Source organism: Paraburkholderia silvatlantica, assembly GCF_003096715.1.
Lineage (GTDB): Bacteria > Pseudomonadota > Gammaproteobacteria > Burkholderiales > Burkholderiaceae > Paraburkholderia > Paraburkholderia silvatlantica.
Window position 1 is genome coordinate 156,431 of the sequence record NZ_QEOL01000012.1, and the last position, 18,645, is coordinate 175,075.

Genomic DNA, 18,645 nt, shown 5'->3' on the forward strand with positions numbered 1-18,645 from the left:
CCGAACACACCGCGCGGGACCGTGTGGCCTGATCGGCAGCGGTTGATTCAACTCGCTGCGCCCGCATGGATGTAAGGTCCGAGCAGGGACAGGTCGGCGACACTCAAGCGGTCGGAAGCAGTTTTGGCTTGATGCCAGTATGGATAAAGGAGCGGCGGTGCGCTGAGGCGATCGAGCTGCGCGCGCTCTTCGTGGGATAGCTGGAGGTGGACCGCACCAAGATTGTCCTCGAGTTGCGCGAGGGTGCGGGCACCGATGACCAGCGATGTCACGCCGGGCTTTGTGAGCAGCCACGCAAGCGCAACCTGTGCGGCGCTTACGTCGTGATCCTCTGCGATGGCGATGAGTGCTTCTACGACGTCGTAAAGCAGGGTGACGTCACGGACCGGCGGCTCGTCCCACTCGCCAAGGTGCCGCGATCCGGGGGGCGCAACACTGTTCCGACGATATTTTCCCGACAGCAGACCTCCGGAAAGCGGGCTCCATACCAGCGTACCCAGGCCCTGGTCTAGCGTGATCGGCACGAGCTCGTATTCGGCTTCGCGCGCTATCAGGGAGTAGTAGATTTGCTGGCTTACAAAGCGTGCGTACTGGTACCGCGCTGAGGTGGCAAGCGCTTTCATGAGGTGCCACCCCGAATAATTGGATGCACCGATATAGCGGACCTTTCCGGAGCGCACCAGTGTGTCGAGCGCTTCGAGCGTCTCCTCAAGCGGTGTGGTGCCGTCCCACTCGTGCAGGTAGAAAAGGTCGATGTGGTCCGTTTTCAGGCGACGCAGGCTTGCCTCGCACTCGCGGATCAGATGGTGGCGTGACGCGCCGGCATCGTTGGGGCCATCTCCCACAGGCATCCGTGCCTTGGTCGAGATCAGAAAGTCATGGCGATGTCCGCCGAGTGCTTCGCCCAGAATCTCCTCGGCGTGACCGTACGAATAGACATTGGCGGTATCGATGAGATTGACGCCTGCTTCGGCACAGCGAGCGATCTGTTCCCGGGCGCTCTCCAGACCGGTTGACCCGACCGCGCCGAACTTTCCTTCGCCGGCGAAAGTTAGCGTCCCAAGAGAGAGCACCGATACGCGCAATCCGGACTGTCCGAGTTGCCGATATTCCATAGGATTGTTCCGTCTTGATGAGTGATCCGCGAGACACTGCTCAGCGACCAATGCGATCCTGGAGCTGGGCGAGCGCGTCGGCTGCACACGCCTCGTCCCTGTCACCGCCGGGCGCACCTGACACGCCGAGTCCACCCAGCACACTGTTGCCTGATCGGATCGTCACGCCACCCGGCACGAAAAGTACTTCGGGGATTGTGTTGAGCCCCGCATCGGCGGGGCCGCCGTGACCGGCGCGCAGCAATTCGCCGGTCGATCGCATACCGAAAGCCTGGCCGTACGAGTAGGCTGTATAGGCTTTTCGGTAGGACACGGAGAGCGATTGCAGCGGGACGCTATCGCCTTTCACGACAGCCTGCTGATGGCCGCTCGTGTCGACCACGGTGGCGGTGACCGAATAGCCGCGCTGCTCGCACAGTTCGACGGCTTTCACGGCAAGCTCATTTGCAACCCGCCACGCCAGCTTTTGCGTCGTCACAATGCTGTCATTGGCCGGCGCGGCGCATGCAGATGCACATGCGAGTACAGACAGGCAGACAAGTGAGCAGCATACGGCGCGGTGTCGGGACCAGGAGTTTCTGTCTTTCATGAGGCCCTTCTTCGTGCGGGGTCAGAGGGAGCAGCAGGTACCGCAGCCGGAAGAACAGGGACTAGCCGGCAGGCTGCCGGTCGACTGACGGCGCTTCATCGATGGGCGCGCGAATCAGCAGATAGGGCGGCTGCCGCAGATCGTGGCCGCCGTTGAAACCCGGCAGGCGGTTCCATTGCCCCAAGCTCACATACACGTAGTGCCCGGCGACGAAGATCGCGTCGGGCCAGACGATGCGCGGATCCCGGACGACGACATCGAAGTGCCCGTCCGGATAGCGGCGCAGGATCTCGTCGTGCTCCGAGTCTGTCGTGTAGATGCGGTTTTCGCTGTCGGTTGCGAGTCCGTCGGCGGTGCCTTTTTCACCTTCGTTGCTCACGGCCGCCGAGAGCTGCGCATCGCTGGTGTCGAAATTGGCCAGCAGGTCGGTCGGGACGCTGTAGAGCCGCCTGCTCGACAAGGGGCTGTAGTAAAGGCGGGAGCTGTCTGCGCTGAGCGTGATGCCATCCACACCACCGACGGGAAACGTCGGGTGCTTTGCATCGTATCGCAGCGGCCGACCTTCCAGTACGGTCATGAAATCCGGCTCGGCTTGCGTCGACGGATCGTGTGCAAGAACGCGCCGCTGGCGGCCTGTGGCGAGATCGACGACGACGATTGCAGGTGAGGTGCCGAATGACGAGTCCGCGATATAGGCGGTGCCCTGTTCTCCGTGCGTGAGGTCCACGCGCAGATCGTTCATGTGGCTGTCGGGAAGCAGTGCAGGCGCCTTCAGGACAACAGTCGCGATTATCGAATCTGTAGCGGGATCAATGCCGACGATCTTGGCGCCGCCAGGCGGGATGGGGTGTCCTGCGCGCTTTCCGTCATCGATCAACCAGATTCGACCCCGCGCATCGATGGTCATGCCGTGAACCGAGACGAGCCGCTCGGCGGCGGCGCGGTCCGAGGGAAGGCTGTGCGCCGCATCCGGATAGGGAACGAGCCGTCCGTCTTTCAGTTCGGCAAGCGTCGGGCCCTTGTGATCCTCGGCGTGGCGCGGAAAGCCAACAAAGATGCGTCCGTCATGGGTAACAACAACGCCCGATGGGCCCGGACCATAAAACCGCGCCACGACTTCGAGCGACCCCGCCGACACGCCGCCCTGATCATGGGTATCCGTGACGCCCGGAAGGGGCGCGACCTGGGCGGCGGCGAGCGCGGAGAACGTGCTTGCCAGCACGCCGACCATCCATCGGCGAGATATTGTCATTCTCATAATGAAACCGGTTCCATGCTAACGTTCTCCAGTATCCACAGGAAGACGGCGGCCGGTAAGCCATCTGACCCGGAAACTTCTTACGGAAAAGCCGAAAGACGGATGCGCGACATCAATGACATGCAGGTGTTTGTGGAAGTAGCTAAATTGGGGTCATTGTCGGCCGCTGGGCGCAAACTCGGACTCGCGACTTCGGTTGTTAGCGAACGTATTGCGTCACTTGAAGCGCGCTTCGGCGTCAAGCTGATTGTGCGCACGACTCGCCGCCAGTCACTCACGGATGCCGGACGGACCTGGCTTGCGCACTGTGAGAGCCTCCTCGCGGACTTCCTGAAGGCACAGCAGGCGGTGCAGCGTTATCGCGACACGCCTCAGGGCGTCCTGCGCGTCACTGCGCCCACGCCGCTCGGGCGTCGGTGCATTGCTCCGCTGATCGGTGCATTTGCGGCGTGCCATCCGGACATTCGTATCAGCCTGCTGCTGGACGACCGGATGTCAGACATCGTTGCGGAAGGGTTCGATGTGGCAATACGGGGTGGCCCGGTCAGGGATACGTCGCTGGTTGGCCGCGTGATTGCCACCTCAAGGCGAGTTGTCGTCGCAAGTCAGGCGTATCTTGAGCGCAATGGAGCGCCGGCAACCCCTGGCGATCTGCGCAACCATGTGTGTATCGTTCACAACCCGGATGCGAATCTTTCTGCCACCTGGCGATTCGGACGCGGCGACGTGGCGCAGGTCATTCGAATCGAAGGAGCGCTCACCAGCAACAATTCGGAATTGCCTGTGCTGTGGGCACGCGCGGGTGTCGGGCTGACGCAGAAATCGTGGTGGGAAGTTGCTGCAGAGGTCGAACGGGGTGAACTGACGACGGTTCTCGACGCTTTCGAACCCGAGCCCATCTCCTTTCTTGCGCTACATCCGGTACAACGCTCACAGTCCAAGAAAGTCGAATTGTTCATCGACTTTCTGGTTGATTCGTTTTCCACCGAGCTGTCGTCAATGTGATGCGCCCGCAACGCGGCGCCTCGTCCAATGGCATGCGGCTGTGCGCCAGCAGTGGATGGCGAGTGGCCACCGACGCCATCAAAGCTCCCCAAAAAGCAGGTTCTGGTGCATCAATGATGCCATCGTCGACCTTCCGACCGCCCGACCTGACGTCGTACCAGTCGTCGTGCCGTCCTTTGCTGTGCTGTGCCAGCGGATCGATGCCACAGGCCTGCGGATGGCAAAACGGCCGGCACGGCTCGGTCTGCCCAATGCTGTGAGGTCGCTCGTAGCGCGAGGCCCGGCCTTCGGACCGAGCCACCACACGCGACGCATGCTTGCACAGCCACCATCGCAGGAATGTGTCTCGGCTGACCGCCGGGCCGCGCACATGGAGTTTGACCAGCGTGACGGCCTCATGGCCGATGATGCCCGGCAAGCGTTTGGTGCAATCTGCATGGGTTTGTTTGTATGTATTTCCCGGTAATTAATTGGTAATCCGTATTTTCCACGTGGTGTGACGATCGCGAATTATCAACATGCTGTCGCGCACACCCACGTGTGAACCTCAGTGACGATGTCTGTGAGCGAAACGGGTAATCATCGCTCCGGTGAAAGCAAATAGTAATTTCACTTAATAAAAATATCATTTGATTACAAAACCGGTTAGGTTTAGCATTCAAACCGGTTTGGAAGGTCTCTCCCTGTGCTTCCCATCCCCTGTGATACGAGGTCCACATGAAATATTCGAATGCTTCTCGTCAACGCTCTTTGAGCAAACGTTTGCTTTTGGGGCTCGCTGCGATGTCGTCCGTCTGCGCGGTTCCGGCACACGCCCAAACTTCGTCGCCAGTATCGGGCTTCCCAGCTCCGACTCCGCATACGCAGCAGGCCTACGACCCAGAGGGCAACTTCACCATGCGCTGGACGCGTGCCGACATCCGGCAGATCCTGGCGCAGTCACATACGGCGACAGCGGTGGACAAGAACTCGCTGCCGCAGGCACTGACGATGCCGGACATTCCGCAGGACTTCCCGTTGATCAACCCGAACGTGTGGGTGTGGGATACGTGGCCGCTTGCGGATCTTCATGCGAACCAGTTGAGCTACAAGGGCTGGGAAGTCATCTTCTCCCTGACCGCGGACCCTCATGCCGGTTACACATTCGATGACCGGCATGTCCACGCCCGTATCGGCTTCTTTTATCGCCGCGCAGGCATACCAGCATCGCAACGCCCGGCCGACGGAGGATGGACCTGGGGCGGCCATCTGTTCCCGGACGGTGCAAGCGTGAAAGTGTTCGGTACGGCGCCGATGACCAACAACGCTGAATGGTCGGGTTCGGCGCGCTTCCTGGGCGGAGACAACGTGAGCCTCTACTACACGGCCCTGTCGTTTAACCGGTCTGCCCCGGGCGGATCGGACATCACTGCGCCGATCGCTATCATCACGCGGGCGGACGGCCATATTCATGCAGATGACAAGCACGTCTGGTTCAGCGGTTTCGACGATCACAAGGCGCTGCTGCAGCCTGACGGTGTGATGTACCAGACCGGGCAGCAGAACGACTACTATTCGTTCCGCGATCCGTTTGTCTTTACCGACCCTGCGCATCCGGGCAAGACATACATGGTGTTCGAAGGCAACACGGGTGGTCCGCGTGGGGCGCGTACCTGTACCGACGCCGACCTCGGTTACGCGCCCAACGACCCGTATCGCGAAGACCTGAACACGGTGATGAACATGGGGGCGATTTACCAGAAAGCGAACGTGGGCCTCGCGATCGCAACCAACAAGCAACTGACCGAGTGGAAATTTCTTCCGCCAATCCTGTCGGCAAACTGCGTGGATGACCAGACTGAGCGGCCGCAGATCTTCATGAAGGACGGCAAGTACTATCTGTTCACGATCAGTCACCGTGCGACCATGGCAGCCGGTGTGGACGGGCCGGACGGCGTGTACGGATTCGTCGGTAACGGCATCCGTAGCGACTTTGAGCCACTGAACGGGGGGGGAGGTCTCGTGCTCGGCAATCCTACCGATTTCAGCGCACCGATCGGCGCGCCATATGCCGAGGACCCGAACCAGAATCCGCGCGCATTCCAGTCGTATTCGCACTACGTGATGCCGGGGGGGCTCGTCGAGTCGTTCATTGATGCCATCGGGGCACGCCGCGGCGGCACGCTTGCCCCGACCGTGAAGGTGAACATCAGTGGCACGTCAACGGCAGTCGATCGCTCCTACGGCAGCGGCGGGCTGGGAGGCTATGGCGATATTCCGGCCAATATGCCGGCAACGGGCGATGGTCACAATGACGGTGGCAACTCGAATCATTGAGTCCGCCAGGCGGCAGCACCCATGCAACAGCCAGCAAAAGGTGTTGCCGCACACGAAGTTCGGCTGTGTAGCCGCGTTAGACAAATGGAACAGGGAGTATCGCGATGCCACGCTGGATTGCTGAGTTGTCTGGCTACCACGGACCTTCATATCTTGCAGTGGCAGACGCCATTGAAAATGCTATTCGTGACGGGGTGCTCAAGACGGGAAGCCGGTTGCCCCCGCAACGCTTGCTCGCGGATTTTCTCGGCCTGCATGTGAATACGGTGAACCGGGCGATGCGCGTGACGGCGCTTCGCGGGCTCACGGTCGGTACCACTCGCAGGGGGACGATCGTTCTCGGGTAATCGATAGGAGCGGACGCGCTCGGGTTTGCATGTGGCTAATCTGGAGCGCGAGCGACCCGTGTTTCGCGCCTGTGCCTGGCGGGGAGACCACCTAACCGGGATATTACAAACCACGACCGCTGCGAACGAGCGGCGCGCGGAGACCATTCATATCCACGCTGACGGCGGTAGCAGGCACGTCGGCGAAGGTCAAAGCTGAACTGTGAAATCGTTTGGATTCGGTTGCACCACAAGCACTGTGCCGACGTTTGCCGATCCATGATTCAACTGGCAATGAGCAATACTATGGATAACTAGAAAATTAAAAATACATGGCTATTTCAACACATTCACAATCTGGCTGACCAGCCGTCTCCCGGTCAGAACTTCATGGGAGGTTGAGTCCAGGTTTGCGCTGAGTAAGGTAGTTGCAATCCTTTGCTGGTGTGGGGCTGGAAAGAGGCCAGCGGCCGACTATCAGCGAAATAAATGTGTTCAATTGGGTTGTGTCATCGAGAACGGATATATTAGGTCACTCTCCCACGCTAACGGAGTACACATGAGTACGCCCATCGATACACCCACGCCCGATGAAGCCAAATGCCCGTTCCATGCCGCTGCCAGACCGATCGCCGGCGGTGGCACGTCGAACCTCGACTGGTGGCCCAACCAGTTGCGTGTCGATTTGCTCAACCAGCATTCCAACCGTTCAAACCCGCTGGGCGAAAGTTTCGACTATCGCGCGGAGTTCAAGAAACTCGACTACAGCGCACTCAAGACCGACCTGCGCAAGGTGCTGAGCGACTCGCAGGTGTGGTGGCCCGCCGACTGGGGCAGCTACACCGGCCTCTTTATCCGCATGGCATGGCATAGCGCCGGTACCTACCGCATGATTGACGGCCGTGGCGGTGCAGGCCGTGGCCAGCAGCGCTTCGCGCCGCTCAATTCCTGGCCCGATAACGTCAGTCTCGACAAGGCGCGCCGTTTGCTGTGGCCGGTCAAGCAGAAGTACGGCCAGAAGATTTCGTGGGCCGACCTGATCGTGCTCGCAGGCAACGTTGCGCTGGAAAACGCGGGCTTCCGCACCTTCGGTTTCGCGGCTGGCCGCGAAGACGTGTGGGAACCGGACATGGACGTGAACTGGGGCGACGAGAAGACGTGGCTCGCGTACCGCGATCCGGAAACGCTCGCGAAGAACCCGCTGTCGGCCACCGAAATGGGCCTGATCTACGTGAACCCGGAAGGCCCGAACGCCAGCGGCGACCCGGTATCGGCGGCGCCGGCAATTCGCGCGACTTTCGGCAACATGGCGATGGACGATGAGGAAATCGTCGCGCTGATCGCCGGCGGCCATACGCTCGGCAAGACCCACGGCGCCGGTTCGGCAGAGAACGTGGGCGCGGAGCCGGAAGCCTCGCCACTCGAAGCGCAAGGTCTGGGCTGGCACAATGGTTACGGCTCGGGTGCGGGCGCGGACGCGATCACCTCGGGTCTCGAAGTGGTCTGGACGCAGACGCCCACGCAGTGGAGCAATCACTTCTTCGAAAACCTTTTCAAGTACGAGTGGGTGCAGACGCGCAGCCCGGCTGGCGCCATCCAGTTCGAAGCGAAAGATGCAGAAGCGATCATCCCCGATCCGTTCGACCCGTCGAAAAAGCGCAAGCCGACCATGCTGGTCACCGACCTCACGCTGCGTTTCGATCCGGAATTCGAGAAGATTTCGCGCCGCTTCCTCGACGATCCGCAAGCGTTCAGCGAAGCGTTCGCACGTGCATGGTTCAAGCTGACCCACCGCGACATGGGCCCGAAGGCGCGTTACCTCGGCCCTGAAGTGCCCGCGCAGGATCTGCTCTGGCAAGATCCGCTGCCCGCACCCGTGCATCACCCGAGCGCTGCCGATATCGCCGATCTGAAGGCGAAGATCGCGGACTCGGGCCTGTCGGTGAGCGAGCTGGTGTCGATCGCGTGGGCGTCGGCATCGACGTTCCGCGGTGGCGACAAGCGCGGCGGCGCCAACGGTGCGCGCATTGCGCTCGCGCCGCAGAAGGACTGGGACGTGAACAAGGCCGCGGTCGCCGTGCTGCCGACGCTGCAGGCGATCCAGCAGGCGTCGGGCAAGGCGTCGCTTGCGGATGTGATCGTGCTGGCCGGCGTGGTCGGTATCGAGCAGGCGGCTGAAGCGGCGGGCGTGAAGGTTAGCGTGCCGTTTATCGCGGGCCGTGTGGATGCGCGCCAGGATCAGACCGATATCGAATCGGTCAACGTGCTCGAACCTCAGGCCGATGGCTTCCGCAACTATCGCCGTGTGCAGGATGGTCCCTCGACGGAAGCAATGCTGATTGACAAAGCGCAGCAGCTCACGCTGACCGCGCCTGAACTCACCGTGCTGATCGGCGGCCTGCGCGTGCTGGGCGCGAATACCGACGGCAGCAACGACGGCGTGCTGACCGACAGGCCGGGCGTGCTCAGCAACGACTTCTTCGTCAATCTGCTCGATATGGGCACGGCGTGGAAGGCGGTGGATGCCTCGTCGGAGCGCTTTGAAGGGCGTGACCGCAAGAGCGGCGAAGCGAAGTACACCGGCACGCGCGCCGATCTGGTGTTCGGTTCGAACGCGGTGCTGCGCGCGCTCGCGGAAGTCTATGCGAGCGCCGACGCCAAGGAGAAGTTCGTGAAGGATTTCGTCGCGGCCTGGACCAAAGTGATGAATCTGGACCGCTTTGACCTGGCTTGAGTTTCCGCCGGAACTTCGGGTCGCTTTATCCGGCCCGAAGTTCGACGCTCGATCTTCGCTCTGCTGTCACGCTCGTCCACCCCATTGACGATCCTGCGATCCAGAGCGCCGCTTAATCCCATCTTCACGAAAGTGGCGATTTCGCGGTGGTCAATCATACTCAGTCGATTGGCCAGGTGCAGTTTGAGCATCTGGGCGATACGGGTATCTGCCCGATGTGCCCATCGCCATAGACGAAGCCAGGGCGCCGAATCGACCAGTTGAGACCGCTTTCACACGATAGTCTTTCGGCCGCGAACTCACGGGCGGCATAGTCGCGTTGTCGCGCGACCTCATCGCCTTCATGCGCACACGTACAGGACATCTCGGCGATGCGCGACGAACTGCCGCACGTAGTAACCGCGCGCCGGTCAGCAGCGGCGCGAGCTATCGGTTGGAAAGGTCGGTGCCACCACGAGATGCAAAGAACTGCCGCGGCTGTCCATACTCGCGGGAGGCGCGAGTCGTCACCCAGGCGTTTCAACGACACAAATTCCTGTTGCAAAACATTTTGGTGTCGTACTATCCGTCATGACAACACATGTTGCGTATTAGTTTGATCGAGAATCGTGTGTTGCGGCGCTGTCTAGCGTTAGTCCGTCGCCTTTGATGATGTCAGGGGCATTGCCTACCACCGCGGAGAATCTATGGGACGTCGATCCTTCCTCAAGTCTATGGTTGCTGTCGCCATGTTCGGCACAGCTCTCGCCCACGCCGGCAGCAAAGAACTCGTCGTTGGCACCGATACGTCGTTCATGCCCTTCGAATTCAAGCAGGGCGACAAGTATGTCGGTTTCGATCTCGACCTTTGGGCGGAAATTGCAAAGGACCAGGGCTGGGCTTACAAGATCCAGCCAATGGACTTCAGCGGCCTCATTCCGGCACTGCAAACCCAGAACATCGATGTGGCGCTTTCCGGTATGACGATCAAGGAGGAACGCAAGAAGGCGATTGACTTCTCGGATCCGTACTACGACAGCGGGCTCGCCGCCATGGTGCAAACGGGTAACACCAGCATCAAATCCATCGACGACCTGAACGGCAAGGTCATTGCAGCGAAAACCGGGACGGCTACCATCGACTGGATCAAGGCGCACCTGAAACCGAAGGAGATCAAGCAGTTCCCGAATATCGACGAAGCCTATCTTGCGCTGGAGGCAGGTCGGGTGGACGCTGCGATGCACGACACGCCAAATGTGCTTTATTTCGTCAACACCGCTGGTAAAGGGAAAGTGCAAGTCGCCGGCACACCGGTCAGCGGCGACAAGTACGGCATCGGTTTTCCGAAGGGGAGTCCGTTGGTCGCCAAGGTCAACCAGGAGTTGATCAAGATAAAAGCCGACGGTCGCTACGCGACGCTGTACAAGAAGTGGTTCGGCTCGGAGCCGCCCAAGTCGTAACCGGCAATGGCACGACGCGCAGCGACGTCCACTGCGCGAAGACGACTCAATCAGGAGCGGTGTGTGGAATTCGATTGGTCAGTTATCTGGACTGCTCTTCCAGACTTGATGGCCGGCGTGAAATTGACGGTATTCATTGCGTTTGTGGGACTGGTTGGCGGGTTTGTTGTCGGCGTCGTCGCCGGCATGTTCCGCGCGTATGGTCCCCTCGTGTTTAACGTCATAGCGCAGGTCTATGTTGAACTCATTCGCGGCACGCCGATTGTGGTTCAGGTGATGTTTCTTTATTTTGCGCTGCCTTTGCTCGCGCACATCAGGATCGACGGACTCACGGCCGCCATCATCGCCATTATGGTGAACTCGGGCGCCTACCTGGCCGAGGTCGTGCGAGGAGCATTGCTGTCGATCCCCAAGGGTTTGATGGAAGCAGGCCTCGCGATGGGACTATCCATGCCGCGCGTTCTGCTGAAAATCGTGGGACCGCTGGCATTTCGCAGGCTGATTCCTCCGTTAGGTAACCAGTGCATTGTGAGTCTGAAGGATACGTCGCTGTTTATCGTCATTGGCGTCGGCGAACTGACACGCCAGGGCCAGGAAATTATTGCGGGGAATTTTCGCGCGGTCGAAATCTGGTCTGCGGTGGCCGTGATTTATCTGGCCCTCACGGGTGTGATGACGCTGTCGTTGCGTCTGGTTGAACGAAGGATGCGCATACTATGAGCATGGTCGAATTCCAGGGTGTTTCGAAAAGCTTCGGCACCGTGCCGGTGCTCAAGGACATCAATCTACGCATCGAGAACGGAGAGGTGGTCGTGATCGTCGGGCCATCGGGCTCGGGCAAGTCGACTCTGCTTCGTTGCATCAACGCGCTCGAAAAAATCAGTGGTGGAGAACTGCTCGTTGACGGCCTGAGCGTCAAAGGCAACACGTCGGATATCCGCACGATACGCCTTGAAGCGGGGATGGTATTTCAGCAGTTCAACCTGTTCCCGCAGATGACAGCGCTTGAGAACGTCATGTTCGGGCCGATTCAAGTTCGTGGCGTCACGCGCGCAGTAGCGCGTGCGCAGGCGATGGCTCTTCTCGACAAGGTAGGTCTCGCGGCGCGCGCGGATCACTATCCGTCGGAGCTGTCTGGTGGCCAGCAGCAGCGCGTTGCCATCGCGCGTGCACTTGCGATCAAGCCGAAGCTGATGCTGTTCGATGAGCCGACGTCTGCGCTCGACCCGGAGTTGCGTCACGAAGTGCTCAAGGTCATGCAGGACCTTGCGACCGAAGGTATGACGATGATTGTCGTCACACATGAGATCGGCTTTGCGAAACAGGTGGGGACGCGCCTGCTCTTTATGGACAATGGTGGGATCGCGGAAGACGGCGCGCCAGCGACGCTAATCGATAATCCACCTACGCAACGTTTGATGGACTTTTTGCGGCATGTGTCGTAGCTCAAGTCCTGGTGGCCGTCCATTGTTCTCGCGGATAAGCCGAGGCTGATGCGACTGTATCGCAAACCGGCGTCCTTTCGGTGGGACGCCTGGAGCACTTTCGGCTTTGCACGATGTCAGAAGAGCCGGAAGATGCTGCATCTGTTCGACCTGTTCCGTCCGGAGCTGTCCGCAGGGCATCGGAAGATGCTGAGCCGTCTCGCGAAAGTCCAAAGGCGATTCGGTGCCTTGAATGACGCCGTTGAGCGGACTGCGCCGGTAATGGTTGCTGACGTGAGTCGAAAAGATGGCGGGGCACGATCTTGCCCATGTCGTCTCTCTCGCCTCTGCTATCGCACTTTGGGAAAGCCCATTCGTAAATCGGCAACCCGTCGGATACCGCCGTAATCTTTCAGGGCATCGTTGTTTGGCGGCCGAGCCTCCCGTCACTGCGGACTGCTTCCCGGTGTGCGCTTTTTTGTACAGCCTGTGCGGACTACAGGGGATTATCGCGCAGTGCGACGGCGTCCATACTACGTCGACCGCTTTATGAGGAGAGCACGATGCCGCTGACAACCACCCACACCGCAATGCCCGCCCAAACCTTTCTCTTCGCGGGCCGCGCCGTCAACCGCATGGGCTACGGCGCCATGCAGCTTGCTGGCCCCGGCGTGTTCGGGCCGCCGAGGGACCGCGAGGAAGCCGTTGCGGTGCTGCGCGAGGCGCTGGAACGCGGCGTGAACCATATCGACACGAGCGACTTCTACGGTCCACACGTGACGAACCGGATCATCCGCGAGGCGCTGCATCCGTATCCTGCTGATCTGACGATCGCCACCAAGGTGGGTGCGGTGCGTGACGCCGCTGGCGCGTGGTTGCCCGCACTTGAGCCTGCCGACATTGAGCGGGCAGTGCACGACAACCTGCGCAATCTCGGCCTCGACACGCTCGACGTTGTCAACCTTCGCATCATGGGCGACGTGCACAAGCCGTCGGAGGGGCCGATCGAGCGTCAGATGGAAGCGCTCGCCGACATGCGCGAACGCGGACTTGTGCGCCATATCGGCGTGTCGAACGCGACGGCAAAGCAGATCGACGATGCCGAAAAGATCGCGCCAATAGTCTGTGTCCAGAACCACTACAATCTCGTACATCGCGCCGATGATACGCTGATCGACTCGCTGGCGGCGCGCGGTATCGCCTATGTGCCGTTCTTTCCACTGGGCGGCTTCACGCCGATCCAGTCGTCAGCGCTATCGGACATTGCACGCTCGCTCGGCGCCACGCCGATGGTCGTTGCGCTTTCCTGGCTGCTGCACCGTGCGCCGAACATCCTGTTGATCCCGGGGACGTCTTCGGTAGCGCATCTGCGCGACAACCTGACCGCTGGTCCGCTCGGTCTCTCCGCCGAGGTACTCGCGCAACTCGACGCAATCGGCAAAGCTCAAGAGTGAGCGGGCGGCACGGCGCGGGCGAGGAAATTCCGTCCGCGTACGTTCAGCGTGATACGCAGCGCCTGAAGATGTGCATGGGCCTCGCTGCGTCCATATTCCCCCAATCCTCTTCGAGGCGGGATCCTGAATCCGTTGAGACCGGACGGGCAATGTGGTCAATTGCGGCGCGCCCGATGCCAGGCACAACCAATTCGATCACGCTCAATGCCTGACGTGCAAAAGCCAGGCGATCACGTCCTGGATGATCGGCTCCAGCCGGCGGCAGGCCTCTTCGGCGTTCTGATCGCTTTCGGCCACCTCGCACGCCTTGGCAACCTGGTAGGCGAACCACATGAAGAGCGCACTGCCAGGATCGCCGTAGTCTTGGGACTCCTCAGGCAGGAGGCTCCGCAGATAAACCCCGAGCCGATTGTCTGCGTTCCACGGTGTACGGTCGTAGCTGTCGTTACGCCCAAGGAAGATTGCGGCCATATCTCGCGCATCCTTCCCAATGTTGGCTAGCGGCACTTCGAAACCGGGCTCACCCACTAGAAACGCCGTCCAGGTGTCGATAACGCGAGTGGCGAACTGACGCACGAGCGCATCGACAACCACGGGCTCGCCGAGCGATGGCTTGCGTATGTCCTTTCGTTCGAACTGTTCGGTTACCATTTGAAACGGGAGTCGGTTCGCCGCACGATAGCTCGAGAGCGTCTGAGCTGCTCATGTCCGCGAGGAGGGGGCAGGGGATCATTCGCAATCGACTTTTTCGAGCCGGCCGTTGTAGACGTTCGGGGGAACGATAGTCCTTTCCGTCATTGTACGGAGAGAGTAATGCACACTACGGCGCCCCTTGCGGCCCGCTTCTGCACACATCGATCCCATCGGCCAGGAGTCAAGCCTCTCATGCGTCGATATAAATCGCAACGGTGCCGATGTACTGTACCTCCGGGCAATCGCTGTCGTCGTTCGGCCGACCCCGCACACAGCATCCTCATTGAATTCGCGCCGGCCATCCCGTTTCTCGCCAACGACCAGCCTGTTGCGAAGGACTTGATTCTCGGTCAATGCGGTCTGAGTGCATGTGTCCACGCGGACACTTAGGTTCAGACCTTCTGCCGCTCATTGGAAGGGCGTCGTTTCTCGACCGCATACCCTAAATCTGGTATTTTTTTGCTTTCAACCCAACCGGCTTCATGACCAAGGATCGGCACAGATGAGCTTCATCCACTTTATCGGCGGCGAGAAGGGCGGCGTCGGAAAATCGTTGGTCGCCCGCGTTTTGGCCCAGCATTTTATCGACGAGGGCATTCCGTTCGTCGGCTTTGACACCGACAAATCACATGGTGCCTTGTTGCGATTCTATGCCGATTTTGCAGCTCCGGCAGTACTCGATCAACCCGACAGCCTCGATCCCCTTATCGAACATGCACTCGACGATCCCGAGCGGCGTGTTCTTGTCGACCTTGCCGCCCAAACGCAGCAGTCTCTCGGCCAATGGCTGGATGACACGGACGTCATCGGTCTTGCCGAAGAGCACGGTCTAACGTTGACCTGGTGGCACGTCATGGACGCAGGACGCGATTCGGTTGATCTTCTGCGGCAGTGGCTTGATCAGTTTGGTGGACGACTCAAGCTGGTGGTCGTATTGAACGAAATTCGCGGTGACCGGTTCGAGATCCTAGACTCATCCGGTGAACGCGCGCGTGCTGAAGCGCTTGGCGCGAGCGTGATCACCCTGCGCCGGCTGCCCGACACGACGATGCAGAAGGTCGATCGACAAAGCGCAAGCTTTTGGGCAGCCATCAATCATCATGACCGTGGTGCCACCGGCTTGGGCCTGCTTGAGCGGCAACGCGTCAAGGTGTGGCTACACCGCACTTATGGCGAATTGGTTAAGGTCGCCTTGTAGAGACACCACGCCGGTCGGTTTCGGAAATGCGCAATGGTTTGGCGCACGGCGGCTGGGGTGAAATGATCGACGTCTAACTCCGCCATCGGCGTTACGATCGATTGACCTTCGCGACTCACGGCGCAGTCACGATGTCCGGTAACTGATCGGTCCGCGGCTCGTTCACCTGGTTGCTGATGAAAGCCCAAAGCCGTTCGGCCGCCTGGCCCCGCTCCTTGAGCGGACGGTACAGGCGTATCTCCAACTCAGTCGCCCAAACGTTTGACCCTGCACGAGCCAGATTTCCTTCGCTTAACTCTTTAGTGATGCAGCTTTCCGGAAGCCAGCCGATCCCGTGGCCGGCCACGACCATGCCTTTTAACGCCTCTGACATGTGGGTCTCGAAGCAGCGGAACAGGGCGTACGGTTCCGTTGCGTTCATCAAAAGCATTTCGACAACGTTGCCAAGGAATGCTCCGGATGAGTAGGCGAGCAGGGGCAGCGGTCTGCTGCTCTTGCCAGGAAGTTCGAAGAGAGGCTTGCCATCATTGGCTACTGCCGAGACGGGAACGATGCGCTCAACACCGAGCGTCAGGAACGGGAAGTGATTGGGATCGAGAGCGATCGGCAATTGCGGGTGGTGATAGCCGATCAGCAGGTCGCAATCACCTGCCACGAGATGTTGCACACCCTCCGGCACGTTGACCGCCTGAACCCGGGCCATGATGTGGCCGAATTCACTGGTCAGGCGCTTGAGCCAGTCAGGAAAAAGCGTGAAGACGAGTGTATGGGCAACGGCGAAATGAACCACATGGTCGTTTTCGGCGAACTGTTCATACCCGCCCACTAGGTTGCGCGCCGCAGTCATGCTGCGCAGGATGTCCGCCGCGAGACTGCGAAACATCCGGCCGGCCGGCGTAAGGGTGATCGGATTGACGCTGCGATCGACCAGCTTAGCGCCCATCCACGTTTCGAGCGCCACAATTCGTCTACTGAACGCTGACTGGGTGAGATGCCTGCTGCGCGCCGACCGGGAAAAACTTTTCGTATCCGAGAGGCTGAGAAAGTCTTCCAACCACTTTGCTTCCATATCTATCACTTGTGTTGGGTAAATCGACAACCGAATCCGTGCGACGCGGCAACGTTAGCCTACCGTTACTCACTGCAAGAATACCGATGTTTTTTTTCGATAGGTGTTAGTCGAAATATGCATGAGCGTTGCCGCCATAAATTTGGCTACATACCTTTCGTCTGTCTGGCCATGCAAAACGAAGCGGTGGCCTAATCAAAACCCCTTTTGGTATCTAAGTGGTCATAGGCCGGTGATTGCGCGGATGCTTGTTCGCAGGCAAAGATCCCCGTGTCAGTAGCGGTTCTGCGGCGTTTGAACTGTACTGAGAAAAGCATCATTTTGGTGCGCTAAAACGTACGACCGTTCCACGGTGCCCCTTGTTGATTTGTAGCTTAATCGATGCGTCATCGCGCATACGTCCTTCCGCATATGCCCCGGGATTACGAAGTCAAGTGCCCGCATTAAAAGGATTGAACTGTTTATGTCCACACTGGGTAACCCAAATTCCACAGCATCCAGCGGCGACGTGGATAAGAAAAGCTGGCTGGAATCGCACGAAGCGGGATATCACAAAACGTTGGGTAATCGTCAAGTTCAGATGATTGCCATTGGCGGGGCGATCGGCACTGGCCTCTTTCTCGGCGCGGGCGCGCGCCTGCAAATAGCGGGTCCTTCGCTTGCCGTCGTCTATCTGGTCTGTGGCGTCTTCTCGTTTCTGATCCTGCGCGCGCTGGGCGAGCTGGTGATGCATCGGCCAAGCAGCGGCAGCTTCGTATCATACGCCCGAGAGTTCCTCGGTGAAAAAGCCTCCTATGTCGCCGGTTGGATGTACTTCCTGAACTGGGCGATGACCGGCATCGTCGACATTACGGCCGTCGCGCTGTACATGCATTACTGGGCGGCGTTCTCGTCCGTGCCGCAATGGATGTTCGCGCTGGTCGCGCTGTGCATCGTCGCGGCGATGAACCTGATCGGCGTAAAATGGTTTGCCGAAATGGAGTTCTGGTTCGCGCTCGTTAAGGTTGCCGCGATCTCGCTGTTCCTCGTGATCGGCTCGATCATTCTGGGTACAGGAACGCATGTTGGGGGGCACACTACGGGGGTGCATCTGATCCGCGATAATGGTGGGCTGTTCCCGCATGGTCTGCTGCCTGCGCTGGTGCTCGTACAGGGCGTCGTGTTCGCGTTCGCCGGAGTCGAGCTGGTCGGCACCGCTGCAGGCGAATGCAAGGATGCGCGCAAGGTGCTGCCGCGCGCCATCAATAGCGTGATCTGGCGCATCGCCGTGTTCTATGTGGGTGCAGTGGTGTTGCTTGTCTGTCTGTTGCCGTGGAGTGCCTACAAGGCGGGGCAGAGCCCGTTTGTCACGTTCTTCGCAGCACTCGGCGTGCCGGGTGTTGGCTCGGTCATGAATGTCGTCGTGCTGTCGGCGGCGCTGTCGAGCCTGAACTCGGGGCTGTATTCGACCGGGCGGGTGTTACGTGCGCTGTCGATGGGCGGGTCTGCGCCGCATTTCCTTTCACGCATGAGTTCGCAGTCAGTTCCGTACGCCGGCATTCTGGTCACGGTGGCGATCTACATCGTGGGTGTCGCGCTGAACTATTTCGTGCCGTCGAGCGTGTTCGAAATCGTGCTTAACGTGGCGTCGCTCGGCATTCTCAGCACCTGGGGATTCATCGTGGTTTGCCAGATGAAGTTCCGTCAGGCGGTGGCCCGTGGTGAGGCTGAGCCGGTGACCTTCAGAATGCCCGGCGCGCCAGTGACGTCCTGGCTGACGCTGGCGTTTCTGGTGGGGGTGCTACTACTGATGGCATTCGACTATCCGAACGGCACGTGGACCGTTGCCTCGATTCCGGTCGTGGCCCTGATCCTCGTCGCCGGCTGGTACGGGGTGCGCCGCCGCGCGCAAGCGCTAATGAAGCCGACGATCCCGTCGGTCACCCTGACCCAGAGCGTGCTCGAGGACAATGCGGACTAACGCGGCATGCCGCTCCTGCCTATTGCATCGACAACAGCAGTAAGCAACAACGACGGAGAACTGAA

At 59.9% G+C, this 18,645-nt stretch carries 16 protein-coding genes; 10 read left to right on the top strand and 6 right to left on the bottom strand.

Translation table 11 applies throughout. From position 1 onward, the window contains the following. Nucleotides 1-47: 47 nt before the first annotated feature. From C7411_RS17750 to C7411_RS17760, 3 genes are all read right to left on the bottom strand, one after another. Complete coding sequence (locus tag C7411_RS17750; protein ID WP_110385553.1) at nt 48-1,115, bottom strand: aldo/keto reductase; 1,068 nt, start codon at nt 1,113-1,115, stop codon at nt 48-50. A gap of 40 nt (nt 1,116-1,155) precedes the next feature. Further along, entirely contained in the window at nt 1,156-1,704 is a 549-nt protein-coding gene (locus C7411_RS17755; RefSeq protein WP_110385554.1) for a GlcG/HbpS family heme-binding protein, read from the bottom strand. Between the two features lie 61 nt (nt 1,705-1,765). Beyond that, nucleotides 1,766-2,926 (bottom strand): L-dopachrome tautomerase-related protein, encoded by a 1,161-nt coding sequence (locus C7411_RS17760; RefSeq protein ID WP_207786542.1) that lies wholly within the window; start codon nt 2,924-2,926, stop codon nt 1,766-1,768. A gap of 51 nt (nt 2,927-2,977) precedes the next feature. Here C7411_RS17760 and C7411_RS17765 point away from each other — a divergent pair, with 51 nt between their 5' ends. Beyond that, nucleotides 2,978-3,967, top strand: coding sequence for a LysR family transcriptional regulator (locus C7411_RS17765; protein ID WP_243413207.1), 990 nt, complete (start codon nt 2,978-2,980; stop codon nt 3,965-3,967). On the opposite strand, the gene C7411_RS37065 is transcribed toward C7411_RS17765, so the two are convergent. Continuing rightward, entirely contained in the window at nt 3,918-4,385 is a 468-nt protein-coding gene (locus C7411_RS37065; protein ID WP_133253668.1) for a hypothetical protein, read from the bottom strand. The two genes, C7411_RS17765 and C7411_RS37065, sit on opposite strands and share 50 nt — an antisense overlap. A gap of 365 nt (nt 4,386-4,750) precedes the next feature. Between C7411_RS37065 and C7411_RS17770 the strand changes: the two genes are divergently transcribed. The 7 genes from C7411_RS17770 to C7411_RS17800 all read left to right on the top strand — a co-directional run bounded on the left by C7411_RS17770 (nt 4,751) and on the right by C7411_RS17800 (nt 13,660). After that, complete coding sequence (locus C7411_RS17770; protein WP_243413213.1) at nt 4,751-6,283, top strand: glycoside hydrolase family 68 protein; 1,533 nt, start codon at nt 4,751-4,753, stop codon at nt 6,281-6,283. 104 nt (nt 6,284-6,387) lie between these two features. Then, nucleotides 6,388-6,630 carry a GntR family transcriptional regulator gene (locus C7411_RS17775; protein ID WP_110385557.1) on the top strand — a complete coding sequence of 81 codons (243 nt, stop codon included), beginning with the start codon at nt 6,388-6,390 and terminating at the stop codon, nt 6,628-6,630. Nucleotides 6,631-7,168: 538 nt separating this feature from the next. Then, nucleotides 7,169-9,343, top strand: coding sequence for a catalase/peroxidase HPI (gene katG, locus C7411_RS17780; RefSeq protein WP_110385558.1), 2,175 nt, complete (start codon nt 7,169-7,171; stop codon nt 9,341-9,343). 686 nt (nt 9,344-10,029) lie between these two features. Further along, on the top strand, nt 10,030-10,782 hold the full coding sequence (gene glnH, locus C7411_RS17785; RefSeq protein ID WP_110385559.1) for a glutamine ABC transporter substrate-binding protein GlnH: 753 nt from the start codon (nt 10,030-10,032) through the stop codon (nt 10,780-10,782). 63 nt (nt 10,783-10,845) lie between these two features. After that, nucleotides 10,846-11,502, top strand: a complete 657-nt coding sequence (glnP, locus tag C7411_RS17790) for a glutamine ABC transporter permease GlnP (RefSeq protein ID WP_110385560.1) — start codon at nt 10,846-10,848, stop codon at nt 11,500-11,502. Then, complete coding sequence (glnQ, locus tag C7411_RS17795) at nt 11,499-12,227, top strand: glutamine ABC transporter ATP-binding protein GlnQ (RefSeq protein ID WP_165822831.1); 729 nt, start codon at nt 11,499-11,501, stop codon at nt 12,225-12,227. Before glnP ends, glnQ begins: the two co-directional genes overlap by 4 nt. Nucleotides 12,228-12,769: 542 nt before the next feature. Next, on the top strand, nt 12,770-13,660 hold the full coding sequence (locus C7411_RS17800; protein ID WP_373682601.1) for an aldo/keto reductase family oxidoreductase: 891 nt from the start codon (nt 12,770-12,772) through the stop codon (nt 13,658-13,660). A gap of 201 nt (nt 13,661-13,861) precedes the next feature. Here the strand turns inward: C7411_RS17800 and C7411_RS17805 are convergent, their stop codons facing one another. Then, nucleotides 13,862-14,311: a hypothetical protein gene (locus C7411_RS17805; protein ID WP_110385563.1), complete on the bottom strand. Its 450-nt coding sequence runs from the start codon at nt 14,309-14,311 to the stop codon at nt 13,862-13,864. A gap of 544 nt (nt 14,312-14,855) precedes the next feature. Between C7411_RS17805 and C7411_RS17815 the strand changes: the two genes are divergently transcribed. Beyond that, the gene (locus C7411_RS17815; RefSeq protein WP_110385564.1) at nt 14,856-15,551 is read left to right on the top strand and encodes a P-loop NTPase family protein; all 696 of its coding nucleotides are present in this window, start codon (nt 14,856-14,858) and stop codon (nt 15,549-15,551) included. 115 nt (nt 15,552-15,666) lie between these two features. On the opposite strand, the gene C7411_RS17820 is transcribed toward C7411_RS17815, so the two are convergent. Then, complete coding sequence (locus tag C7411_RS17820) at nt 15,667-16,620, bottom strand: LysR substrate-binding domain-containing protein (protein WP_110385565.1); 954 nt, start codon at nt 16,618-16,620, stop codon at nt 15,667-15,669. A gap of 463 nt (nt 16,621-17,083) precedes the next feature. Here C7411_RS17820 and ansP point away from each other — a divergent pair, with 463 nt between their 5' ends. Beyond that, the gene (ansP, locus tag C7411_RS17825; protein WP_110385566.1) at nt 17,084-18,580 is read left to right on the top strand and encodes an L-asparagine permease; all 1,497 of its coding nucleotides are present in this window, start codon (nt 17,084-17,086) and stop codon (nt 18,578-18,580) included. The last annotated feature ends 65 nt before the right edge of the window (nt 18,581-18,645 follow it).